Here is a 23478-nt window from a genome sequence, read left to right on the forward strand (position 1 = left end):
CCGCCCGGCTCCTCAAAGTGACGACGAGCAAGTCCGACCACGCCACCAGAGCCCGCATCCCCAAGCGCGCACAATCACATGAGGCAACGAAACCACCCTCGCGCGCATCTTGACATGAGGCAACACGCTGTGGTCTGTGACAACTGAAACCAAAGTGACAGAAGAGATTTCAGATTTGGCTGACAGTTCTGCTTCGGGTTGATGGGTCAGAGCGCAGCGAACTGAACCGGCCACGCAGCCCGCGGCGCAGCACCGTCACCACATAGGTGAGCAGCACCCCAACGGCCAGTGACGCGAGGACTCCGACGGCAGGGTGGCCCTCGAAAAGCGCATAGACCTGGTAGTGGACCAGATAGGTGTACAGCGACGCCTCCGCAAGCACCCCGATTGGCACCGTGAGGGTGGCTGGACAACGGATCGTCGGCACCCAGATGAGCAGGAGCAGTCCGACCATCACCGTCACGTCACGCAGTGTGGTGCCGAAATAGCCATGCAGGCTGACGATCAGGACGACGGACACCGCGACGCGTTGCAGCGTCGTCGTCGCTTTCGACGCCGCCCAGCCGATCGCGAAGAACCAGAAGGCCAGCATGGTGAACCACGCGTCGCGGCCGAGATCCAGCCCGAGGATGTCATACCTCAAAGCCAGACCGATGACGAGGAACACGACGGCGACAGTGAACGGAAGACGGCGTTCGAGACGATCCATGAACGGCAGCCAGAACACCAGCGCCAGCACCACGAGTGTCCACACCAGTACCTCGACGAACCACAGCCGCCCCGCGGTCATGCTGTCGTGCGGACCGAGAAACTTGTTGGCCAGCAACAGATTGGTCCACGTGTAGTGGTCGGTCAGCAGCAATGCGATCACGACCCACAACACCGATGGCACCGCGATCCACGCGATCGTGTTACCCAGATGCCGCACGCGGTCGTTGCGCGGAACCGGCGTGAGGCAGAAGCGGCCGAAGTTGTACCCGGCCACGCCAAGGAGAATGTGCGCGCCACCCCACAACTCGAACAGCTCGGCGTGCGATCCGACGATGAGCACGATTGCCGCGGCACGGAGCGCGACGCTGGTTTCCAGGGTCGCCAGCCAACTGCGGCGCGCCGGCTTCGAGAAGCTTTCGAGCTGCCGGATCGGCATGTTCTGCCAGTCCGCGGGCAGCTGACCGATTGCCCGTTCCAGCCGCACTGTCATCGTGACGTACGACAAGGAGTTGCCGCCGAGGTCGACGAAGCTGGCCTCTGGATCGAGCGTGCCCGCGTCGACCTGTAATACATCGGCGAACAACCCGTGCAGGTCCGTCGCCTGGGGCTGATCGGTGATACGCGCCAACCGGCGCACTGTCTCGTAATCGGGCTTGCCCGATGGCAGCAGCGGCAGCTCCTCGACCCCGACCGCGCGGACGGCACCCGCAGGTAATCCCGCCGCCTCGGCCGCCGCGCGCTGGACTTCGCGGTCCTCCTGCCCACCTGCGGTGGCGACCACGATGAGGTCGTCGTCGCTGGTGCAGAACGCCGGCATGCCTTGACGGCGCAGTGCGGCCTCGACCTGCTGGAGATCGATGCGCAGGCCGTACATCTTGACGAATCGACTGTTGCGGCCGACCACCTCGTACAGTCCGTCGGGGCAAAGCCTGGCGAGGTCGCCCGTCCGGAGAGTTTCGACCGTCTTGCCAACTGCCAGATCGTCGGGCCCATGCGCGTAACCCATCATCACGTTGGGGCCGCGGTAGACCAGCTCGCCGACGTCGTCGGCCCATCCGTCCAGTGGTTCGATCGTGAACGACCCGCCCCGTATCGGTCGGCCGATCGTATTCGGCCGGGACAAGGCGAGTTCTGGTGGCAGGTAGGACATCCGGGCTGTTGCCTCGGTTGCGCCGTACATCACGAACAGTTCGAAACCCGCCTTCTGCGCGAGTTCGGCGAATCTAAGAACGCGCTCGGGTGGCATCCTGCCGCCGGCCTGGGTCACGTACCGCAGGTGGGGCAGGTCCGCGGCGTCGAAGCCGACGCTCTCGAGTAGTTCGAAGGTGTACGGTACCCCCGCGAATGACGTTCCGCGGTGCCGGCGGAAAAGCTCCCAGAACTCTTCGTCGACCACCGAGCGGTCGGTCAGAATCAGGCCTGCACCCACCGCCAGGTGACTGTGAATCACCGAAAGTCCGTAGCAGTACGACATCGGCAGTGTTGTTGCAGCCCTGTCGGTTTCGCGGATACTGAGGTATTCGGCGATAACTGCTGCGTTGTCGACAAGATTGGTGTGCGACAGTCGCACCAGCTTCGGAGAGCCCGTGCTGCCCGACGTTGACATCAGCAGGGCGAGGTCGTCGTGCAGTGGGCGTTCGTCCTGGAGCCGCGAGGGCGGCGACATTCCACCTGCGTGGCGATGGTGGATGCCGCGATCGTCGATGACGATGTCGGGCGCGTACCTCTCTTCGATCGCGGTGTGGTCGCGCCGCGCATCGACGGGCAGCACCACATGCTCGGCTGCCAGTGCGCCGAGATAGTGCACCAGCGTGGGGATGTCATTGCGGGTTTCGAGAAGTACGAGGCGGCGTGGTCCGGCGAGGGTCTGCGCGGTCTCGGCGACCCTATCCGCGAGTTCGCGGTACGTCAGCTGCGTGGTGTCGGTGAGCACCGCGACACGCTCGCCGTGGCCACGCAGATGCGCGATGAGCGCACTCACGTGAACACCACTCCGGTGCCCACCACCTCGATACGCACCTTCGCGTCGATCGATGGCGGTTCGAGGCTGGCCTGGCGTACGACGATGGGTTCGATGTCGCCGGCAGGATCGATGGTCAAAAGCACATCGTGGCCGAGAAATTCGACAGCCAGCACTTTGCCGACACCGTTCAAATCGCCACTGTCCGAAACGACTTTCGCCACCAGCTGTTCGGGCCGCAACAACAGTGTTCCCGGGCCGTCCTCAGCGCGCACCGCCACCCGTCCGATCGCGCAGTCGGCCATGCCGGATGACACCACGCAGGGCAGCGTGATGCTGTCGCCGAGGAACTCGGCCGTGAACCGGTCATTGGGCTGCCGGTACACGAACTGAGGTGAGCCGACCTGAGTGAAGCGTCCTTCGCGCATCACCGCGACCTGATCGGCGATCGACAGCGCCTCCTCCTGATCGTGGGTTACGAGCAGCGATGTGATGCCGGTGTCGGCAAGCAACCCGGCGACCACCTTTCGGGTGGATGCGCGTAGCCCGGTGTCAAGCGCACTGAATGGTTCGTCGAGCAACATCAGCACCGGTTGTCGGGCGAGCGCACGGGCCAACGCGACGCGCTGCTGCTGACCGCCCGAGAGCTGATGTGGGCGGCGGTCCGCGAATGACGCGTTGAGCGAGACGGTTTCGAGCAGTTCGCCGACACGGCTGCGTACCTTGTCGCGGCCTTCGCCGCGAATGCCGTAGGCGACGTTCTGGCCGACGGTCAAGTGGGGGAACAATGCGCCGTCCTGTGCGACGTAGCCGACGCTGCGCAAGTGCGGTGCCACCGCACGGTCCGGGCTTGCGATCTGGCGGCCGTCGAGGGTGATCGTGCCGTCGCCAGGCGTCTCGAAGCCGGCGATGAGCCGCAGCAGCGTCGTCTTTCCACAGCCGGAAGCGCCGACGACTGCGGTCAAGCTGCCCCGCTCCAGCTGCAGGTCGATGTGGTCGAGTACGACGTGGCCGTTGAACGACTTCGCGAGTCCCCGAATGTCGACCATGGCTTCGGTCATAGCGAGGCCACCTTCATCGATTGACGGAAGAGCAGGACGGTCACGGGTACTGCCAGCAGCACCAACACCGTTGCGTACGGCGCGGCGGCCGCGTAATCGAGCTCGCTACTCCACGACCAGAACATCATCGACAGCGTTCGGGTGCCGGTCGGTGCCAGCAGCAGCGTCGCGGTCAATTCGGTTGCCACCGCGACGAATACCAGCGATGCGCCCGCCGCCGCGGCGGGCGCGGTGAGCCGCAGTGTCACGCGGAAGAACGTCTCCGACGGTGAAGCGCCGAGCGACCGGGAGGCCTCCTCGAGGCTCGGTGGGACCTGGGCCAGGCCGGCTCGAACGTTGACCAGTGCGCGCGGCATGAACAGCAGGACGTAGGCGAACACGATCAGCGGCACGCTCTGGTACAGCGGCCGGGCGTAGTGGATGGCGACTGTGACAAGCGCCAGCGCGGTGACGATGCCCGGCAGTGAGCTGGTGACATAGTTGGCGCCCTCGACTGCGCGGGCCAACAGGCCGTTGGACCGCACCGCGACCCACGCGACGGGGAAGGCCAGTACCGTTGTGATGATCGCGGCCGTTCCGGCCAGCCCGATGGTCTGGGCGAGCGAATTGCCGAGTTCGGCGAAGTCCCACACCTCGGTACCACCGATCCACAGCCAGCGCAGTAGCGTCCACATCGGAACGCCGAGCGAAAGTGCAGCCAGACCGACCAACGCCCCCAGCGCGGGGATTGTGCTGTAGCCCAGTCGGTTCGGGGTGGCGGCCCGGGGCGCACCAGAGCCGATCCTGGCGAATCGGATCTTGCCGCGCGCGGCCGCCTCGACGCTAAGCAGCACCAGGCACAGCAGCACCAGAACACCGGCGAGCATGCTGCCCGCCGCACCGTCGAAGGTGACCTGGAACTGCTGGAAGATCGCGACGGTGAAGGTGTCGAAGCGGATCATCGCGAAGGCGCCGAATTCGGAAAGCAAGTGGAGGCCGACGAGCAGTCCGCCGCCGAGGACCGCCAGTCGTAGCTGCGGCAACACGACGCGGATGAACACGCCTAGCGAATCCGAACCGAGCGCACGCGCAGATTCCTCCACGGCGGGATCGAGCCGACGCAGGGTCGCCGCGACGGGCAGATACATGAAGGGGAAATACGACAGCGTGGTGATCAGGACTCCGGCAGGTAGCCCATGGATCGAGGGGATCACGCCGACCCAGGCGTAACTGTTGACGAACGCCGGAACAGCCAGCGGCGCAACGAACAACGGACGCCAGAAGCCCCGGCCAGGAAGGTCGGTACGTTCCGTCAGCCAGGCCAGGCCGACACCGATCAGCACGCAGAGCGGCACCGTGATGCAGACCAGTGCGACGGTGTTGATCAGCAGCTCACCGACCCGCGGTCGGACTACCAGTTCGTAGGCGCGCGTCCACCCGACCGACACCGTGCCCCACACCACGTAACCGAGTGGAATGCAGGTGGCTGCGACCAGAATCGCGACCGTCGCCGAGACCAGCGGACCGGGCCTCGCGGTCGCCTCAGACCGCGTGGACTCCGCAGTGGGTACCGGAACGGGGGGAGCAGCAGTCACCTACAACAAGCCCGCCTTCGTCATCAGGTCGGTCACCTGCTGGGAGTTCAGCGTCGACGGGTCCACCGCCGGTGCCTGCAGCGTGTCCAACGGCGGCAACGCGGGATTGGCGGGCACACCGCTGGCGACCGGATACTCGAACGAGGTGCCCTTCTCCAGCACCTCCTGGCCCGCCTTGCCGGTGATGAACTTGATGAACTGCTGGGCCTCGTCCTTTTTGTTGCTGGATTCGAGGACGCCGCCGCCGGACAGGCTCACGAAGGCGCCGGGGTCCTCGTTCTTGAAGTAGTGCAGCGCCGTATTGGCGCTCATCTCTTTGGTTTTCGACTGATCGCGGAACCAGTAGTAGTGGTAGATCACGCCGCCGTCGACCTCGCCTGCGTTGACCGCCTTCAGCGTGGCGATGTTGTCGCTGTAGAGCGTCGCGCCGGACTTCATCGCCGCCAGCCACTTCGCGGCCTCGGCCTCACCCTTGAGCTGCAGCAGCGCTGCGACGATTGCCTGGAAGTCTGCCTTCGTCGGCGGCGCGCCCCACCGGCCCTTCCACTCGGGTGACTGAAGGTCCAGCAGCGATTTCGGCAATTGCTCGGGGGTCAGCCTGGACGTGTTGTAGACGAATACGGTGCTGCGCGCTGCCACACCGGTCCACTTGCCGGTGGCCGGGCGGTACTGCTCCGGAACCTGATCGAGGGTGGCCGGGTCGAGATCGGCGAACAGTCCGGCTTTTTCGACCGCCGCCATGGCCGGCGAGTTCTCGGTCAAGAACACGTCGGCGGGCGACGCATCGCCCTCGGCCACGAGCTGGTTACCGAGTTCGGTATCGCCGCCCTGGCGATACGTGACCTTGATGCCGGTCTCGTTGGTGAACGCGTCGATCCACTCTTTGGTCAGCGACTCGTGCTGAGCGTTGTAGATCAGTAGCTCGTCGCTCTCGCTCGAACCCGAGCATGAGGTCGCCGCAAGCACCACGGCTGCGGTCGAAACGAGGGCGGCGATCCGGCTCCAACGGGGGCGCATCCAGGCGGTCCTTCCCGCGCCGACCCGGCGCTTTTAGCTGAGGTTTACCTAAATGAACATACCCTGCCCTGTGTCGCCCCGGTGCGGCCCGATCTTTCTTCCGTTCGTCATGCTCAGAGCGGGTTTCTCGACGCGCATGCTGCGGGTACGTTGGCTCTGAAGTCGGCGGCGACCTGATCCGTCGGCACCGACCTTGAGGACACTGAATGAAGAAGTCAGCTCACCGCCGACAGTCGCGCGTCATTTCAATGGCCGCCGCTTGTGTGCTCGGGGTCTCTGCAGCCGTGTTCACCGCGCCCGTGGCTACCGCCGCCGACTGCACCGCCAGTGGGCTCAGCACGGTCGCGGGGGGTGTGCTGGCCGAGGCGGGCGGCTACCTTGCCGGCCACCCAGGTGCCAACAACGTGTTGACCGCCGCCGCCACGGAGCCACCGGATGTGGCGCGCGCCAATGTGCGGGGTTACTTCACGTCCAACCCCGGCGAGTTCCTCGACCTCCGGCGGATCGCTGCTCCACTGCAGGACCTGCGTAACCAATGCGGCATCGCGGTCAGCCCGGGGCAGCTCGCGACGCTGTTCGACACGATGTCCGGGGCCTGATCTCCGCGGCGGGTGGCCGATGAGTTTCGGTGGCGCGGGTAGTCGATCTCTCTAGACGAGATCCGGCACATCGAAGGGAAGCCGATGACTACTGAATCGACGGCGACGGTGGGGAAGCCCCCCGTCGTCGATGGTCAGACATGGCGCGCCGCACTGGATGATCTTCGGCGCCGGGAGAAGGCGGTGACGCGGGAACTTGATGCGATCGCGGCGGCACGCCGGCGGCTGCCGATGGTCGAAATGGACGACTACACGCTGATCGGTGCGAACGGCCCGATCCGGCTTGTCGACGTCTTCGATGGACGGGCGCAACTCATCGTCTACAACCACATGTGGAACGACGGCGCCGAATGGCAATGCGGTGGCTGCACCAGTTTCACCTCGCAGTTCACCCGGCTCGATTTTCTCGACAATTACGATGCCCGCTTCGTGATCGTGACCAACGGGCCCATCGACGAGGCGCTGGCCTACCGGGAGAAGGTCGGCAACCAGATGGACTGGTACTCGTCGGCCGACAGTTCGTTCGGTGCGGATGTGGACGCCGCACCCAACGAGGGGTTCGGGGTAAACGTCTTCCTGCGTGACGGCGAGACGGTCTACCGGACCTGGCATACCAACGGTCGCGGTGTGGAGCAGCTCAGCTACACCTTCGGGTTGAAGGACATCCTCCCGTGGGGGCGGCAGGAGGAGTGGCTGGACTCACCGGAGGGGTGGCCGTCGCGGCCGACGTACTCGGGATGGTTGGACAGCCCCGATGTCGCGCGGCTCTACGGAAACGGCGGCTGACCACTCGTCACGTGTGTCTCACATGCGCCCGAAGCGTGCGCGCACGAAGCTGTAGGCGCCGAACGCCGCGATGCCGAGTGCGGCCACGATGAGCAGGAACTTGCCGAACGGGGCGTTGCCCAAAGCCTTGACCGCCGCATCGATGCCCGACGCCTTCGATGGATCTGCCTGCAGTGTCGCGACGATCACCAGCACACCCGCGCCGGCCAGCACCAGACCCTTCGCCGCGTAGCCGCCGACGCCGACGGCGTTGATTCCAGTGCCGCCCGACACCCGCAGATCCTTCAAGAACTTCTTCGAAGCACCCTTGTAGACGTGATAGCCACCCACCCCGATGAGCCCGAGTGCGACCGCGATGAGAAGCGCCTTGCCCCAGCCCGATTGCATCAACTGCGCACTCATTCCGCTGTTCTGCTGACTGCTCTGCTGACCGCTTCCCATCGCGAAGCGCGCCGCCGACAGCGCGATGGAGAAATTCACGATCGCCAGCCCGAGAGACTTGGCGCGTTTCCAGGCCGGGGTGTCGTCCTGGCTGGGCCCGGAACCCTCGCCGGGCTTGGAGCCGACGATGGCTTCGGCCACCCGCCACAAGCCAAGCGCGACAAGGCCGACCGCGGCCACCCAGAGGATCACGGTGCCGCCGGTCTGACTGGCCAACTCAGCCAGCGCGCCGGACTGATCGGCGTTGCCGCCGGACCCTAAGGCGATGCGCACGATGATGTAGGCGATCAGCAGGTGCAGCACGCCGCTGGTGGCGAAGCCCGCCCGCGCGGCGTATTCGAACGCGTCGTTGTCGGTCGCACGATCTGCCGCGCCGTTCAGGGTCTTGTTGGCCATGCCGTTGCAGTACCCCCCTTTTGACGGTGACGAAACTTATCGGGCTGTGGATGAATCGGCGATTGGGGATAGGTGCGAGCCGACGGGTGCACATTGTCGGGGCCACCCCGCACGGTAACGCCATGACTGTTTCGAAGATGTCGTGGAGCAACGCCGAGATCGGCGCACTCGGAGAACGTTTGGCGGTCGAGCATCTGCAGTCCTTGGGGCTACGGGTGCTCGGACGCAACTGGCGCTGCCGTTATGGCGAACTCGACGTGGTCGCGGCCGACGACGCCGCGCGCATCGTGGTGTTCGTCGAGGTGAAGACGCGCACCAGCGATCGGTACGGGGGCATCGAACAGGCCGTCACACCGGAGAAGGTGCGTCGGTTGCGGCGCCTGGCCGGGCTGTGGCTGGCTCGCCAGGACGCCAGATGGGCCGCGGTGCGTATCGACGTCATCGGTGTGCGCATCGGGCGGCGGCCCATCCCTGAGATCACTCACCTGAAGGGAGTGGGCTGATGGCCCTGGGACGAGCATTCTCGGTGGCGGTTCGTGGCCTCGATGGGCACATCGTGGAGATCGAGGCCGACATTGCGTCGGGCCTACCCGGTGTGTACCTGGTCGGACTGCCCGACGCCGCGTTGCAGGAGTCGCGGGAACGGGTGCGCGCGGCGATCCACAACTGCGGCAACGAGTGGCCGCAGGCACGGCTGACGCTGGCGCTCTCTCCCGCCATGCTGCCCAAGATGGGGTCGGTGTACGACATCGCGCTGGCGCTCGCGGTGCTTTCGGCGAGCACCAAGGCGGGGTGGGCGCGACTGGAAAAGACCGTCCTGCTGGGCGAACTGGCGCTCGACGGCCGCGTGCGGCCGGTCAAGGGGGTGCTGCCCGCCGTACTCGCTGCGAAGCGCGAGGGGTGGCCGACTGTCGTCGTGCCCGTCGACAACTTGGCTGAGGCTGCCCTGGTGGACGGGATTGACGTCAGGGGTGTGCGCACGCTCGGCCAACTGCAGCTGTGGCTCGCGGGCAAGGCGCAACTCGAGGAGAGCATCGACAGGCCGTGTTCGGCGCCGTCGCCTACGGCCGATCTGGCCGACGTGATCGGCCAGACGCAGGCTAGGTATGCGGTCGAGGTCGCTGCCGCGGGTGCGCACCACTTGATGCTGACCGGCCCGCCGGGCGTCGGGAAAACGATGCTGGCGCACCGGCTCCCGGGACTGTTGCCGGCGCTGGACGAAAATGAGGCGCTCGAGGTGACAGCGATCCACTCCGTCGCGGGCCTGCTTTCGGGCGGCACGCCTCTGATCACCCGGCCACCGTTCGTGGCGCCGCATCACACCTCAACCGTGGCGGCGATGGTCGGTGGTGGCAGCGGGATGGCCCGCCCCGGTGCGGTCAGCCGTGCCCACCGCGGCGTGCTGTTCCTCGACGAGTGCGCCGAGATCGCCGTCAGCGTCATGGAGGCGTTGCGCACTCCGCTGGAGGACGGTGAGATTCGGCTGGCCCGCCGCGACGGCGTCGCGCGCTACCCGGCACGCTTCCAACTGGTGCTGGCCGCCAACCCGTGTCCGTGCGCGCCGGCAGATCCGCGGGACTGCATCTGTCCGGGCCAGGTCAAGCGGCGCTACCTCGGCAAGCTGTCCGGGCCATTGCTCGATCGGGTCGACCTGGCTGTCGAGATGCACTCGGAGCGCGCTGGTGCGTACGGACAGCAGGAGGGTGAGTCCACAGCCGCCGTGTGCGAGCGCGTCGCGACAGCGCGTGAGGCCGCGGCCGAACGATGGCGTCCCCATGGCATCCGCACCAATGCGGAGGTCAGTGGGGCCCTGCTGCGCAAGGAGTTTCGGCTTCCCGCGACGGTGATGAAGCCGCTGAGCAATGCCCTCGACGGGAAGCAGATCAGCATGCGCGGTGCGGACCGCAGCTTGAGGGTCGCTTGGACGCTGAGCGACCTTGCGGGACGAACCTCGCCGGTGTTGGAGGACGTCAACACCGCATTGAGCTTTCGACAGAACGGGGGAGCGCGATGATTGACGAGATCGCACGCGCGTGGGCCTATTTGTCGCGCGTCGCGGAGCCGCCGTGCCCCGAGCTGAGGGCGTTGGCGATGCAGGTTGGCCCGGTGGAGGCGGCCGAACGGGTGCGCTCTGGCGACGTCGACAACGACGTTGCCCGGCGGACCGAGGCGAGACGCCAGATCGACTGTGCAGCAAAAGATCTGGAGATACTGGACCGGATGGGCGGACGGCTTGTCGCCGCGGACGATGCCGAATGGCCGTTGTTGGCGTTCAATTCCTTCCGTAGCATCGACGACCGGCCGCAAGCGCACGAACCGATGGTGCTGTGGGCCGTCGGGTCTGCGTCCCTCGATGAGGTTTCCTACCGTGCCGCCGCCATTGTCGGCACCAGGGCCGCCACCGCGTACGGCGAGTTCGTCGCGGCTGATCTCGCTGCGGGTTTGGCGATACGCGATGCGGCGGTCGTATCGGGCGGGGCATTCGGGATCGACGGCGCCGCTCACCGCGCCGCAATGGCGGCCGACGGAGTGACGGTCGCGGTACTCGCAGGCGGAGTCGACGTACCATACCCGGCCGCACATGCCGCGATGTTGCGACGGGTTCGCGACCAGGGTCTCTTGATCAGCGAGTATCCGCCCGGCGAACGCCCCGCTCGGCACCGCTTTCTTACCCGTAACCGGTTGGTCGCCGCCCTTGCCGGTGCCACTGTCATCGTCGAGGCGGGTGCTCGCAGCGGTGCGGCCAACACCGCGGCTTGGGCCCGTGCGCTCGGCCGCTCGGTGTGCGCCGTGCCGGGTCCGGTGACGTCGTCGGTGTCGGTGGGATGCCACGCCCTGCTGCGGGCCGGAGCGAATGTGGTCACCCGCGCCGAGGACGTGGTCGAATTGATCGGCCACGTGGGCGAACTCGCTCCCGATGAGCAGCGCCCGGTGTCTGTGCTCGACGGGTTGGCCGACACCGACAAGCGGGTATACGACGCGCTTCCCGCCAGGGGCTCCCGCACCTCCGACGAGGTCGCGGTGGCCGCCGGCTTGCCGCCCACGCAAGTGTTGGGTCCGCTGGCGGTGCTCGAGTTGTCCGGCTTGGCGGTGCGCCGGGAGGGTAGGTGGAAGCTCGTTCGCCCAACATGAGGTAGCCGACCGGCACCGTGGCGGCGCTCGTATCCTCGAACGTGACGAGTAAATCAACAGGAGGAACAGTGGCAGGACGTCCAGTCCACACGTTCGAAGTGGTGCGTACCGAGCAGGTGACGCCGCATCTCACCCGAGTCGTCCTTGGCGGTGACGGCTTTGACACCTTTACGCCGAACGACTCGACCGACGCCTACGTCAAGATCGTGTTCGTGCATGCCGGTATCGACGTCGCCGCCCTGCCACAGCCGCTGACGCTGGACAGTTTCAAGACCCTGCCCCCCGAACAGCAGCCATCGGTCCGTACGTACACGGTCCGCCGCGTGGACGCCGAGCGCCGTGAGATCTCCATCGACTTCGTGGTGCACGGCGATCACGGTGTCGCCGGGCCGTGGGCTGCCGCGGCCAAACCCGGGCAACCGGCATACCTGATGGGACCGAGCGGGGGGTATGCGCCTGATCCCGCGGCAGATTGGCACCTGCTTGCCGGTGATGAGGCAGCTGTTCCGGCGATCAGCGCGGCGTTGGAAGCGTTGCCGGACAACGCTATCGGCCAGGTCTTCATCGAGGTGGGTGGCCCCGACGACGAGATCGAGTTGACCGCACCGCCGGGCGTGGACATCACCTGGATCTATCGAGGCGGACGCGCCGACCTCGTATCCGAGGAGCTCGCGGGTGATCACGCGCCGCTGATCGAGGCCGTGAAGAGTGCGCAGTGGCTGCCCGGCCAGGTGCAGGTGTTCGTTCACGGCGAGGCGCAGACCGTGATGCACAATCTGCGGCCGTACTTCCGCAAGGAGCGGGGCTTGGACGCCAAGTGGGCGTCGTCGATCTCGGGGTATTGGCGCCGCGGGCGTACCGAGGAGACCTTCCGGCAGTGGAAGGCCGAACTCGCGAAGGCGGAACAGGCCAACGCGTGACCACACGACTGGCACGCTAGCGGCATGGCGTACAGCGATTACGAGCTCGAGATCTACTTCCAGGGCCTGTCCGGGGTCCTGCCGTCGCTCCCCATGTCTTTCGCGGAGCTGGAGGCCAAGGCGCAGGCGGCGATGCCCCCGTCGATGTGGTCCTACGTCGCGGGCGGCGCAGGTGACGAACGGACCCAGCGTGTCAACGTCACCGCCTTCGACAACTGGGGCCTGATGCCGCGGATGTTCGTGGGCGCCGCCGAGCGCGATTTGTCGGTGGAGTTTCTCGGGCTGAGCCTCCCGTCGCCTGCGATGCTGGCACCCGTCGGCGTCATCGCCCTATGCGCGCAGGACGGTCACGGCGATCTCGCCACGGCGCGCGCCGCCGCGCGCACGGGTGTCCCGATGATCGCCTCCACCATGTCGGCCGATCCGATGGAGGCCGTGGCCGCCGAATTAGGCGACACTCCAGGGTTTTTCCAGCTCTACACACCGAACGACCGCGACGTCGCCGCCAGTTTCGTGCACCGCGCTGAGGCTGCCGGGTTCAAGGGCATCGTCGTGACACTGGACACCTGGATTCCCGGCTGGCGGCCACGGGACCTGTCGACGTCGAACTTCCCGTTCCTGCGCGGCCACTGTCTGGCGAACTACACGACCGATCCGGTGTTCCTCGACAGCCTGTCGCAATCGCCGGAAGAGAACCCTCAGGCCGCGATCATGAAGTGGATATCGATCTTCGGAAATCCGCTGACGTGGGACGACCTACCGTGGCTGCGATCGCTGACGACGCTGCCGATCCTCGTCAAAGGCATCTGCCATCCCGACGACGCGCGGCGCGCGAAAGACGGCGGCGTCGATGCCATCTACTGCTCCAACCACGGCGGGCGCCAGGCCAACGGAGGGATACCGGCCATCGACTGTCTGCCCGGCGTCGTGGCAGCCGCCGACGGGACGCCGGTGCTGTTCGACTCGGGCATCCGCAGCGGCGTCGACATCGTCAAGGCGATGGCACTGGGAGCCTCGGCGGTCGCCATCGGCAGGCCGTACACCTACGGCCTCGCGCTCGGCGGGGAAGATGGCATCGTGCATGTGGTGCGCTCGCTGCTCGCCGAAGCCGACCTGACCATGGCGGTTGACGGGTACCGGTCGCTGAAGGAATTGACTCCCGAGACGTTGCGGCGCGTCACCTGAGTCGGGGGGTCGTTGTCTGCGACGGTTGACGGCGTGGAAGCGATTCTCGAGGAATTCGACGAGTACCTCGCGCTGGAGCGTGGCCGCTCCGACCACACCCGTCGCGCCTATCTCGGCGATCTTCGGTCGCTGTTCGACTTCGTCGCCGACCGCGCACCCGACGCCGGGGTCGCGGGGCTGACGCTGCCGATTCTGCGTTCGTGGCTGGCGGCGCTGGCTGGGACGGGTGCAGCGCGGACGACGCTGGCGCGACGCACTTCCGCGGTCAAGACATTCACCGCGTGGGCCGTACGTCAGGGTCTGATGGCGAGCGATCCGGCCGTACGGCTGCAGATGCCCAAGGCCCGCCGTACATTGCCCGCTGTGCTGCGCCAGGACCAGGCGCTTGATGCTATGTCAGCAGCGAAATCCGGTGCGCAACAGGGAGATCCGCTGGCTCTGCGGGACCTATTGATCGTGGAGCTGTTGTATGCCAGCGGCATCCGGGTCAGCGAGCTCTGTGGCCTCGACATCGATGACGTCGACACGTTCCGACGGCTGCTGCGGGTGCTGGGTAAGGGCAACAAACAGCGGACGGTGCCGTTCGGCGCGCCCGCGCAGGCTGCGCTCACGGCGTGGCTTTCCGACGGGCGTCCGGCATTGGCCACCGCGGGCTCGGGTCCGGCGCTGCTGCTGGGCGCGCGTGGCCGCCGGCTCGATCCGCGGCAGGCGCGCACCGTCGTGCACCAGACGATGGCCGCGGTCGACGGCGCACCCGACATCGGTCCACACGGCCTGCGGCACAGTGCAGCCACGCATCTGCTCGAGGGCGGCGCGGATCTGCGCGTCGTGCAGGAACTACTCGGCCACTCCACGCTGGCCACCACGCAGCTCTACACCCACGTCACGGTCGCGCGCCTGCGCGCCGTCCACGACCAGGCCCACCCCCGCGCATAGTTGGCGAATCGGGCGCGCAAACCGACCGCGACGGTGCGTCAGCGCGCCGAATTCGCCGTTAGGGCGTGGTCTGGCCGTACGAGTTCCGGTAGCGGTCGTGGAGACGCTCGACGTCGGCGGCGTCGATGGGCAGCGGCGTACCGAGTTGACGGCTGATGTGCACGGTGCGTGCGACATCTTCGAGCATGACCGCCGCCTTCACCGCCGCCCGCGCGTCGATTCCGACCGCGAACGGTCCGTGATTTCGCATCAGTACCGCAGGCGAATGGCTAGCTCGCAACGTGTCCACGATGCCACGCCCGATCGAATCGTCGCCGATCAGGGCGAACGGACCCACCGGGATGTCGCCGCCGAATTCGTCGGCGATCATCGTCAGCACGCACGGAATCGACTCGCCGCGTGCTGCCCAGGCCGTCGCATAGGTCGAATGCGTGTGCACCACGCCGCCGACCTCGGGCATGTGACGGTAGACGTAGGCGTGCGCCGCGGTATCCGACGACGGCGCCAGATCGCCCGCGACCAAACGCCCTTCCAGATCGCATAACACCATGCGGTCAGGGGTGAGCGCGTCGTAGGACACACCCGATGGCTTGATCACCATCAGGTCTGAATCCGGTACGCGGGCCGAAACATTGCCCGCTGTCCAGATCACCAACTCGTAGCGGGTGAGTTCGGCGTGCAGGGCGCAGACCTGGTCGCGCAGGCGTGCAACGGCCTCGTCCAGCGCTGACGATGCGAGCGTCATGGCAATGCTCCTACGGTCGTGCGGTCTCCGGCCCGGCGCAGTTCGCGCATCATCGGCTCGCCGCGGCCGAACCAGTCGTGCAGTTTCAGGTAGTGCGCGTACATCGCGTCGTAGCGGGCGACGTTCTCCGGGATGGGCTCGTAAGCCCGGTGATGGCGACTGCCCATCCTGGCGGCAGCAGCGCGCACCGACGGGTAGGAGCGCGATGCAGCCGCGGCATGGATGGCCGCGCCGAGCGCCGGTGCGTGGGCGGAAGGGACGCATGACAACGGCAGGCCGGTGACGTCCGCATAGATCTGCATCAGCAATCGGTTCTTCAGCAGACCGCCGGCGACCACCAGTTCTGTGATCGCAACAGCATGGCGCTGAAGGGTTTCGACGATTACGCGGGTGCCGAACGCGGTGGCCTCGATCAACGCCCGGTACTGATCGACGCACGTGGTGGCCAGCGTTTGGCCCACCATCACGCCGGAAAGGCGGTGGTCGACGAGCACCGACCGGTTGCCGCTGTGCCAATCGAGCGCGATCAGCCCGTGCTGGCCCACCTCCTGTTCGGCCGCCAGCGCGGTCAGGTGTTCGTGCACGGTGCATCCCCTCGCGATGGCCTCCCGCTCGTAGCGCGACGGCACACATTGCTCGACAAACCACGCGAAGATGTCGCCGACACCGGATTGACCGGCTTCATAGCCGAAGAGACCATCGACGATCCCGCCGTCGACGACGCCGCACACTCCCGGAACATTGTGGAGCGCTTCGGCATTGACGACATGGCACGTCGAGGTGCCCATGATGGCGACCAGCATGCCCGGGTCAAGGGCGTCGGCCGCCGCGGCGGTGACGTGTGCGTCGACGTTGCCGACCGCGACCGCGATACCCGCCGGCAGGCCGGTCCACTTCGACGCCTCGTCGGTCAGCACCCCCGCGGGTTCGCCCAGCCGCCCGATCGGCTGGTCTATCTTGGCGACGACGACATCGGCGAAAGCCGGGTCGAGAGCCGCCAGAAACTCACGGCTCGGGTAGCTGCCGTCCTGCCGGATCGCCTTGTAGCCGGTGGCGCAGGCATTGCGCACATAGGTACCGCAGAGCTGCCACACGATCCAGTCGGCGGCCTCGACCCACCGCTCGATGGCGGCATAAATCTGTGGATCGTCGTCGAGGATCTCAAGCGCCTTCGCAAATTCCCATTCGCTCGAGATCAATCCGCCGTACCGGTCCAACCACGGCTCGTTCCGTTGGCGGGCAAGGGCATTGATGCGGTCGGCCTGTGGTTGTGCGGCGTGATGACGCCAGAGTTTGACGTAGGCGTGTGGCCGGTCGCGCCAGCGGTCGATATCGCAGAGTGGCGTGCCGTCAACGAGTGTGGGAATCATGGTGCACGCCGTGAAATCGGTGCCGATGCCGACGACATCGGCGGGATCGATGCCGGCCCGCCGCACCGCCTCAGGCACCGCGGTGCGCAGCACGTCGAGGTAGTCCGACGGCACCTGCAGCGCGTAGTCGGCCGGCAGGGCAGTGGTCGAATCCCCTGGCAGATGATCCGTGATGACCGCGTGTCGATAGGCGAGGTCGGCGCTGGCGAGTTCCCTGCCGTCGGAGACCCGGACCACCAGCGCGCGCCCAGACAGGGTGCCGAAATCGACTCCGACGGTGTATTTCTCGCGGGAGCTCACGTTTCAACATCCTGTCTACCCGGTGTGTTAGCGCTCACATGTTAACGTTAACACTGGGCACGGGTCAACGCCAGAAGTCTTCGCTCAGGACCGCTGGGTGCTGGCTCTGACGATCAGTTCGGCAGCGATCAGGTTGGCGCGGCCGGTGGAATCGGCGGTGGCGACGTCGGCCTGTCCGTCCGCTCTCTGCTCGATCTGTTCGATCAGCAGCTCGACACTGCGCCGCCCGACCGCCTCGAAGTCCTGCCGCACGGTGGTCAGCGGAGGCGAGTAGAACGCCGCCTCAGGGACGTCGTCGAAACCGCCGACCAGGACGTCACCGGGGACCGATCGGCCCGCATCGAAGAACGCGCGCATCAGGCCGAGGGCCATTTGGTCGTTGGCGACGAAGACCGCTTCGACGGCCGGATCGCTCGCGAGTCGGCAACCGGCGAGATACCCCGATTGCGGTGTCCAATCGCCGCGTAGCGGTTCGGGAGCGACGCGCCCGTTTGTGTTCAACTCGGCACGCCACCCGTCGAGCCGCGCGTCGGTCTCGGTCCAATCGGGGGCACCGGCGACATGCCACACCGTCGAGGCGCCGCAGTCGAGGAGATGGCGGGTGATCTGGCGGGCACCATCGAACTGGTCAACGCCTACCACCGGCAGGCCAAGGCCGGGGGTGGCGTCCACTGCGACGATCGGCACCGGGTTCCGCACGCCGCGAAGGGCGTCGCGGGTCGCGGCCAACGGGGCGATGACGACCGCGCCCTCGACGGATTGGTCGGTGAGTCGCGCCAGCGCCCGCGGCAGCGTGCTGCTGTCGATCGTCGATTCCGTTGCGACGCTGACGAAGAACCCGGCGGCGCTCGCCGCCAGTTCGATCGCGTAGAGCATGCTCGCGGGTCCGTAGAGGGTGGTGTTGAAGCACACCACGCCCAGCGTTGCCGACCGTCGTGTGACGAGGGCGCGGGCCGCAAGATTTCGTCGGTAACCGAGTTGATCGATCGCCGCGTTGACCCTCACGCGGGTGGATTCGCGGACCGCGGGTGACCCGTTGAGAACCCGTGAAACAGTCTGATGCGACACCCCTGCGAGCCGGGCGACATCGAGCATGTTGACCCCTCTGCCGCTTCCGGCGGGCGGTGGTGTCACTGTCGACCTCCTCGACTCCGACGGGCCCCGTTTGCCCGTCATCAACATAGACGCCGCCGCATGCAGATCCGTGAATGAGCGCGCCGCGCTTGACCTGCCGCTTTGTGAACGCTAACATTTCGGCCCCGTGACCGATGCGCGAACGGCTGTCGATGGCGGTACGAGTTCGCGGGCAATGACGGCCGCCAGGCTGCATGGCGTCGGGGATCTTCGATGTCACAGTGAACCTGTGCCCGCCATCGGTGGAGGCGAGGAGTTGGTTCGCGTCACCGCCGTTGGGTTGTGTGGTTCGGACCTGCATTGGTTCACCGAAGGCGGTATCGGCGATGCCACGCTGAGCCGGCCCCTGGTAGTCGGCCACGAGTTCGCCGGGGTGATCGAAGGCGGTCCGCGTCATGGCGTTCGGGTGGCGGTCGACCCGGCGTTGCCTTGCCTGCGTTGCCGGACCTGCCGATCCGGGTATCGAAATCTCTGCCCGTCGGTGAAATTTGCCGGGCACGGGGACTGCGACGGCGGTCTTCGTGAGTACCTCGCGTGGCCCGCGTGGGCACTTCATCCGTTGCCCGACAGCATCGACGACGCGACCGGAGCGCTGCTGGAACCGCTCGGTGTGGCACTGCATACGCTCGATCTCGGGCACGTGCGAATCGGTGCCTCCGCTGTGGTAGTCGGCGCCGGGCCCATCGGGTTGTTGCTGGTTGCGGCCCTGCGCGCCGTAGGGGTCGATCGGATCGCCGTGATCGAACCACTGGCCCATCGCAGGCGGCTGGCCGCCGACCTCGGAGCCGACGTGGTGGTTGATCCCGGCGGCGTCGACGACATGGCGGCGGCGCTGTTCGAGGTCACCGCGGGTGGTGCCGATGTGGTCTTCGAGATGGCGGGATCGGAAGACGCCGTTTCGTCCGCAATCTGGGCGGCGCGCCCGGGCGGACGTGTGGTGTTGTGTGGCATTCCCGACGACGACCGAACCGTGCTTCCGGCCGGTGCCGCCCGTCGAAAGGGCCTCACGCTGGCGCTGGTTCGCCGCATGAACGACGCCTATCCGCGGGCGGTCGCGCTGGTGGATCGTGGCGTGATCGACCTGTCGCACATCGTCACTCACCGCTTTCCACTGGCGCGGGTGGCGGAGGCGTTCACCAGCGCGCAGGCCCGTGTCGGGTGCAAGGTCCTCGTCGACGTGTGACCGGCTTGATCCCGGGTAGCGGTGCCGCCAACGGAGTCGAGATTGACAATCCAGTGAGCACGGTCACATACTGACCCAGAAATGTTAACGCTCACATTCGGTGATTACCCGGCTGCGGTTCTCGCATCCGCAATCCGTTCAGGAGGAAACATGAGAAAGGTCCGCTGGATCGGCGCCCTTCTGGTCGCCCTGCTCGCGTTGGCCGGCTGCGGCCGCGCCGACGAGTCCGAGAGCGCCGACACCGCAAAGGGCACCATTGGGATCTCGATGCCAACCAAGTCCTCGGAGCGGTGGGTGGCCGACGGTCAGAACATGGTCGACCAGTTCGAGGCCCTCGGTTACCAGACCGACCTGCAGTACGGCGACGACGTGGTCCAGAACCAGGTCTCACAGATCGAGAACATGATCACCAAGGGTGTGCAGTTGCTGGTGATCGCGCCGATCGACGGCTCGTCGCTGACGAGCACGCTGCAGAACGCCAAGGCCAACAACATCCCGGTAATCAGCTACGACAGGCTGATCAAAGGCACTCCGGACGTCGATTACTATGCGACGTTCGACAACTTCAAAGTCGGTGTGCTGCAAGCTAATTACATCGTCGAACAGCTGAAGCCGGGGCAAGGCGCGGGTCCGTTCAACATCGAGCTGTTCGCGGGGTCGCCCGACGACAACAACTCGATTTACTTCTTTGACGGCGCGATGAGCGTGCTGGCCCCCCACATCGACCGCGGCGAGTTCGTGGTCCGCAGCGGACAGACGAATTTCGACCAGGTGGCTACCCTGCGCTGGGACGGCGGTCTAGCGCAGTCGCGGATGGACAACCTGCTGTCGCAGGCATATACGACGGTGCCCGTGCACGCGGTGCTCTCCCCGTACGACGGAATCTCGCGTGGCGTCATCTCGGCGCTCAAGAGCGCCGGATACGGGAACGCCGCCAAGCCCCTGCCGATCGTGACGGGTCAGGACGCCGAGCTGGCATCCGTGCAGTCGATCGTCGCCGGTGAGCAGACCCAGACGGTGTTCAAGGACACCCGGGAGTTGGCCAAGGCCGCTGTGCAGGAATCCGATGCCGTGCTCACCGGCGGGGAGCCGATGGTCAACGACACCGAGACCTACGACAACGGGGTCAAGGTGGTGCCGTCCTATCTGCTGCAGCCGGTGAGCGTCGACAAGTCCAACTACAAGCAGGTGCTGGTGGACTCGGGGTACTACTCCGAGGCCCAGGTGCAATGAGCGAGTCGCCGACGGCCCTACTCGAGATGCGTGGAATCACAAAGGAATTCCCCGGAGTCAGGGCCCTGTCGGACGTCGATCTGACGGTGCGGGCGGGTGCGATCCACGCGATCTGCGGCGAGAACGGCGCAGGTAAGTCCACCCTGATGAAGGTCCTCAGCGGCGTGTACCCGCACGGCAGCTACGACGGGGAAATCCTGCTCGACGGCAAGCGGTGTGAATTCAAGGACATTCGTTCCAGCGAGCGTGCCGGTATCGCGATCATCCACCAGGAACTCGCGCTGGTGCCCTACCTGTCGATCGCCGAGAACATGTTCCTCGGTAACGAAAATCAGCGATTCGGCGTCATCGCATGGGATCGCACACTGGCGGCCGCGCAGCGACTGCTCGACCGGGTGGGTTTGCATGAGAGCCCCCAGACACGGGTCGCCGATATCGGGGTGGGAAAGCAGCAGCTTGTCGAGATCGCCAAAGCGCTGTCGAAGGATGTGCGGCTGCTCATCCTTGACGAGCCGACCGCCGCGCTCAACGATTCCGATAGCCGCCATCTTCTGGACCTGATCACCGGTCTACGCAGCAACGGCATCACCTCGATCATCATCTCGCACAAGCTCAACGAGGTGCTTCAGATCGCCGACACGGTCACCACGTTGCGCGATGGCCACACCATCGAAACGGTGCCCGTAGACGACGACCTCACCGAAGACGGTGTCGTTCGCGCAATGGTCGGTCGCGACTTGACAGACCGCTTCCCGCCCCGTGAGCACCGCGAGATCGGTGAGGTGGCGTTTTCGGTGTCAAACTGGACGGTGCTGCACCCGATCGACCAGCAGCGCAAGGTCGTCGACGACGTGACCTTCGAGGTTCGGGCGGGTGAGATCGTCGGTCTGGCCGGACTCATGGGAGCGGGCCGCACCGAGCTGGCGATGAGTGTCTTCGGTCGCAGTTATGGCGGCTACGTCAGCGGCACCGTCAGGAAGGGCGGCCGCGAGATCAGCACCGCAACGGTGTCGGCCGCGATTCGAAATGGATTGGCTTACGTCACTGAGGACCGTAAACAGCTGGGGCTCAATCTGATGGACGACATAGCCACCAGTATCACCCTGCCGTCGCTGTCAAAAGTCAGCCGTCGCTCGATCATCGATTTCCACGGTGAGACACAGGTGGGCGAACGGTTCCGTGAATCCATGCGGATCAAGGCGTCGTCCGCATCGACGGTGACAGGCAAGCTGTCCGGGGGCAATCAGCAGAAGGTCGTGCTGTCCAAGTGGCTGTTCACCGATCCCGACGTGATGATCCTCGACGAGCCGACCCGCGGGATCGACGTCGGGGCCAAGTACGAGATCTACGCGATCATCAATGAATTGGCTTCGCGAGGCAAGGCGGTGATCGTCATCTCCTCCGAACTTCCGGAGCTGCTCGGCCTTTGCGACCGGATCTACACACTGAGCCAGGGCAGACTCACGGGCGTGGTCGACCGCGCCGACGCCGATCAGGAGACCCTGATGCGCTACATGATGAAAGGACGCGGACAGTGACCGCCACCATCCGAAATGAGATGCCATCATCTGGCGGTTCGCAGGCTTCACCGCAGAACGGCGAATCACCGCCCCACCGAACTGGTTTGCGGGATCGGCTGACCCGGTTTCTGATGTCCCACGTCCGCCAGTCGGGCATGGTGGTGGCGCTGGTGGCCATCGTCGCGTTGTTCCAGATCTGGACCGACGGAATCCTGCTCAAGCCTTTGAACGTCACCAACATCATTCAGCAGAACGGCTATATTCTGGTGTTGGCGATCGGAATGGTCATCGTCATCATCAACGGACACATCGACTTGTCAGTCGGTTCGATCGCGGCCTTCACCGGCGCGCTGTCGGCAGTGCTTATGGTGCGCAACGACATACCGTGGATTCTCGCGGTCGTGTTGTGCGTCGCGATGGGCGCTCTCATCGGAGCCTGGCAGGGCTTCTGGATCGCCTACGTCGGGATTCCGTCGTTCATCGTGACGCTCGGCGGCATGCTGATCTTCCGTGGCGCCACCCAGTATCTTCTCCAGGGACAATCCATCGCCCCGATGCCGGCTGGGCTCGAACGCATCAGTAGCGGATTCCTGCCGGAGTGGGGTACCAAGGCGCTCTACCATTGGCCCACAATCATTCTCGGCGCTGTGATCATGGTCGTCGCGGTGATCATGCAGATCCGCCGTCGCCGATCCCAGATCCGCTTCGGGCAGCAGGTGTCGGCGCCGTGGTTGTTCGTCGCCAAATGTGCGGGCATCGTCGCCGCGCTCGGCGCGGTCACATTGCTGCTCGCCAGTTACCGCGGTGTCCCGATCGTCGGAATCATCCTGGTGGTGCTGACGTTGGTGTACGCATTCCTGATGCGTAACACGGTGTTCGGCAGGCAGGTGTACGCCGTCGGCGGAAACGCCGCGGCTGCCGCACTCTCAGGCGTGCGCAACCGGCGGGTCACGCTGTTGGTGTTCGTTAACATGGGGGCGCTTGCCGCGGTGGCCGGTCTCCTGTTCGCCGCACGGCTGAACTCCGCGACACCGCAAGCTGGTATCAACTTCGAACTAGAGGCCATCGCGGCCGCCTTCATCGGTGGGGCGTCCTCCAGCGGCGGGGTTGGTACGGTCTTCGGCGCCATTGTCGGCGGTCTGGTGCTCGGTGTGCTGAACAACGGCATGTCGATCCTCGGCATCGGCAGCGACGTGCAGCAGGTGATCAAGGGCCTCGTGTTGTTGGCGGCGGTCGGATTCGACGTCTACAACAAGCGCAGGGGCGGACAATAGG

20 protein-coding genes are annotated in these 23478 nt (G+C 65.9%); 12 read left to right on the plus strand and 8 right to left on the minus strand.

All coding sequences use genetic code 11. The features are described 5' to 3' along the window. Positions 1-169 precede the first annotated feature (169 nt). From CSQ99_RS25120 to CSQ99_RS25135, 4 genes are read right to left on the minus strand one after another with little or no spacing between them, the layout of a single operon-like run. Positions 170-2692: an AMP-binding protein gene (locus CSQ99_RS25120; protein WP_099041721.1), complete on the minus strand. Its 2523-nt coding sequence runs from the start codon at positions 2690-2692 to the stop codon at positions 170-172. After that, positions 2689-3732, minus strand: a complete 1044-nt coding sequence (locus tag CSQ99_RS25125; protein ID WP_099041722.1) for an ABC transporter ATP-binding protein — start codon at positions 3730-3732, stop codon at positions 2689-2691. Before CSQ99_RS25125 ends, CSQ99_RS25120 begins: the two co-directional genes overlap by 4 nt. After that, entirely contained in the window at positions 3729-5306 is a 1578-nt protein-coding gene (locus CSQ99_RS25130; RefSeq protein WP_099041723.1) for an ABC transporter permease, read from the minus strand. The genes CSQ99_RS25125 and CSQ99_RS25130 overlap by 4 nt, the downstream gene beginning before the upstream one ends. Further along, the gene (locus tag CSQ99_RS25135; RefSeq protein ID WP_099041724.1) at positions 5307-6323 is read right to left on the minus strand and encodes an iron ABC transporter substrate-binding protein; all 1017 of its coding nucleotides are present in this window, start codon (positions 6321-6323) and stop codon (positions 5307-5309) included. Between the two features lie 206 nt (positions 6324-6529). Between CSQ99_RS25135 and CSQ99_RS25140 the strand changes: the two genes are divergently transcribed. Together CSQ99_RS25140 and CSQ99_RS25145 are read left to right on the plus strand one after the other, a co-directional pair. Continuing rightward, a complete protein-coding gene (locus CSQ99_RS25140) occupies positions 6530-6922 on the plus strand; it encodes a heme-binding protein (RefSeq protein WP_099041725.1) in 393 nt (130 codons plus the stop codon). A gap of 84 nt (positions 6923-7006) precedes the next feature. Beyond that, positions 7007-7708, plus strand: a complete 702-nt coding sequence (locus CSQ99_RS25145) for a DUF899 domain-containing protein (protein ID WP_099041726.1) — start codon at positions 7007-7009, stop codon at positions 7706-7708. A gap of 18 nt (positions 7709-7726) precedes the next feature. On the opposite strand, the gene CSQ99_RS25150 is transcribed toward CSQ99_RS25145, so the two are convergent. Continuing rightward, entirely contained in the window at positions 7727-8545 is an 819-nt protein-coding gene (locus CSQ99_RS25150; RefSeq protein ID WP_099041727.1) for a DUF1206 domain-containing protein, read from the minus strand. Between the two features lie 122 nt (positions 8546-8667). Between CSQ99_RS25150 and CSQ99_RS25155 the strand changes: the two genes are divergently transcribed. The 6 genes from CSQ99_RS25155 (at position 8668) to CSQ99_RS25180 (ending at position 14718) form a co-directional block, all read left to right on the plus strand. After that, positions 8668-9048 carry a YraN family protein gene (locus CSQ99_RS25155; RefSeq protein WP_099041728.1) on the plus strand — a complete coding sequence of 127 codons (381 nt, stop codon included), beginning with the start codon at positions 8668-8670 and terminating at the stop codon, positions 9046-9048. Further along, complete coding sequence (locus tag CSQ99_RS25160) at positions 9048-10559, plus strand: YifB family Mg chelatase-like AAA ATPase (RefSeq protein WP_099041729.1); 1512 nt, start codon at positions 9048-9050, stop codon at positions 10557-10559. The genes CSQ99_RS25155 and CSQ99_RS25160 overlap by 1 nt, the downstream gene beginning before the upstream one ends. Next, positions 10556-11677 carry a DNA-processing protein DprA gene (gene dprA, locus CSQ99_RS25165; protein ID WP_099041730.1) on the plus strand — a complete coding sequence of 374 codons (1122 nt, stop codon included), beginning with the start codon at positions 10556-10558 and terminating at the stop codon, positions 11675-11677. Before CSQ99_RS25160 ends, dprA begins: the two co-directional genes overlap by 4 nt. 68 nt (positions 11678-11745) lie before the next feature. Next, positions 11746-12597, plus strand: coding sequence for a siderophore-interacting protein (locus tag CSQ99_RS25170; protein ID WP_099041731.1), 852 nt, complete (start codon positions 11746-11748; stop codon positions 12595-12597). A gap of 24 nt (positions 12598-12621) precedes the next feature. Beyond that, positions 12622-13782, plus strand: a complete 1161-nt coding sequence (locus CSQ99_RS25175) for an alpha-hydroxy-acid oxidizing protein (protein WP_099041732.1) — start codon at positions 12622-12624, stop codon at positions 13780-13782. A gap of 33 nt (positions 13783-13815) precedes the next feature. Further along, positions 13816-14718 (plus strand): tyrosine recombinase XerC, encoded by a 903-nt coding sequence (locus CSQ99_RS25180; protein WP_099041733.1) that lies wholly within the window; start codon positions 13816-13818, stop codon positions 14716-14718. A 58-nt stretch (positions 14719-14776) separates the two neighbouring features. Here CSQ99_RS25180 and CSQ99_RS25185 read toward each other — a convergent pair whose 3' ends face one another. From CSQ99_RS25185 to CSQ99_RS25195, 3 genes are all read right to left on the minus strand, one after another. Beyond that, the gene (locus CSQ99_RS25185; RefSeq protein ID WP_099041734.1) at positions 14777-15463 is read right to left on the minus strand and encodes an L-ribulose-5-phosphate 4-epimerase; all 687 of its coding nucleotides are present in this window, start codon (positions 15461-15463) and stop codon (positions 14777-14779) included. After that, positions 15460-17133 (minus strand): ribulokinase, encoded by a 1674-nt coding sequence (gene araB, locus CSQ99_RS25190; RefSeq protein WP_099041735.1) that lies wholly within the window; start codon positions 17131-17133, stop codon positions 15460-15462. Before araB ends, CSQ99_RS25185 begins: the two co-directional genes overlap by 4 nt. Positions 17134-17217: 84 nt before the next feature. Continuing rightward, positions 17218-18267, minus strand: a complete 1050-nt coding sequence (locus tag CSQ99_RS25195) for a LacI family DNA-binding transcriptional regulator (RefSeq protein ID WP_245909080.1) — start codon at positions 18265-18267, stop codon at positions 17218-17220. A 229-nt stretch (positions 18268-18496) separates the two neighbouring features. On the opposite strand from CSQ99_RS25195, the gene CSQ99_RS25200 reads away from it, so the two are divergent. From CSQ99_RS25200 to mmsB, 4 genes are all read left to right on the plus strand, one after another. Further along, complete coding sequence (locus CSQ99_RS25200; RefSeq protein ID WP_245909081.1) at positions 18497-19450, plus strand: zinc-dependent alcohol dehydrogenase; 954 nt, start codon at positions 18497-18499, stop codon at positions 19448-19450. A gap of 150 nt (positions 19451-19600) precedes the next feature. After that, positions 19601-20683, plus strand: a complete 1083-nt coding sequence (gene chvE / locus CSQ99_RS25205; RefSeq protein WP_099041756.1) for a multiple monosaccharide ABC transporter substrate-binding protein — start codon at positions 19601-19603, stop codon at positions 20681-20683. Continuing rightward, a complete protein-coding gene (mmsA, locus tag CSQ99_RS25210) occupies positions 20680-22221 on the plus strand; it encodes a multiple monosaccharide ABC transporter ATP-binding protein (RefSeq protein ID WP_099041738.1) in 1542 nt (513 codons plus the stop codon). The genes chvE and mmsA overlap by 4 nt, the downstream gene beginning before the upstream one ends. Further along, on the plus strand, positions 22218-23477 hold the full coding sequence (gene mmsB / locus CSQ99_RS25215) for a multiple monosaccharide ABC transporter permease (protein WP_425437874.1): 1260 nt from the start codon (positions 22218-22220) through the stop codon (positions 23475-23477). The genes mmsA and mmsB overlap by 4 nt, the downstream gene beginning before the upstream one ends. Position 23478 lies beyond the last annotated feature (1 nt).

Source organism: Mycobacterium neglectum (genome assembly GCF_002591975.1).
Taxonomy (GTDB): Bacteria; Actinomycetota; Actinomycetes; order Mycobacteriales; family Mycobacteriaceae; genus Mycobacterium; species Mycobacterium neglectum.

Excerpts from the sequence above, each read along its gene's own strand:
- CSQ99_RS25125 (WP_099041722.1), bottom strand. The coding sequence starts at position 3,732 with ATGACCGAAGCCATGGTCGACATTCGGGGACTCGCGAAGTCGTTCAAC.
- CSQ99_RS25135 (WP_099041724.1), bottom strand. The coding sequence starts at position 6,323 with ATGCGCCCCCGTTGGAGCCGGATCGCCGCCCTCGTTTCGACCGCAGCC.
- CSQ99_RS25140 (WP_099041725.1), top strand. The coding sequence starts at position 6,530 with ATGAAGAAGTCAGCTCACCGCCGACAGTCGCGCGTCATTTCAATGGCC.
- CSQ99_RS25145 (WP_099041726.1), top strand. The coding sequence starts at position 7,007 with ATGACTACTGAATCGACGGCGACGGTGGGGAAGCCCCCCGTCGTCGAT.
- CSQ99_RS25150 (WP_099041727.1), bottom strand. The coding sequence starts at position 8,545 with ATGGCCAACAAGACCCTGAACGGCGCGGCAGATCGTGCGACCGACAAC.
- CSQ99_RS25155 (WP_099041728.1), top strand. The coding sequence starts at position 8,668 with ATGACTGTTTCGAAGATGTCGTGGAGCAACGCCGAGATCGGCGCACTC.
- CSQ99_RS25160 (WP_099041729.1), top strand. The coding sequence starts at position 9,048 with ATGGCCCTGGGACGAGCATTCTCGGTGGCGGTTCGTGGCCTCGATGGG.
- dprA (WP_099041730.1), top strand. The coding sequence starts at position 10,556 with ATGATTGACGAGATCGCACGCGCGTGGGCCTATTTGTCGCGCGTCGCG.
- CSQ99_RS25175 (WP_099041732.1), top strand. The coding sequence starts at position 12,622 with ATGGCGTACAGCGATTACGAGCTCGAGATCTACTTCCAGGGCCTGTCC.
- CSQ99_RS25185 (WP_099041734.1), bottom strand. The coding sequence starts at position 15,463 with ATGACGCTCGCATCGTCAGCGCTGGACGAGGCCGTTGCACGCCTGCGC.
- chvE (WP_099041756.1), top strand. The coding sequence starts at position 19,601 with ATGAGAAAGGTCCGCTGGATCGGCGCCCTTCTGGTCGCCCTGCTCGCG.
- mmsA (WP_099041738.1), top strand. The coding sequence starts at position 20,680 with ATGAGCGAGTCGCCGACGGCCCTACTCGAGATGCGTGGAATCACAAAG.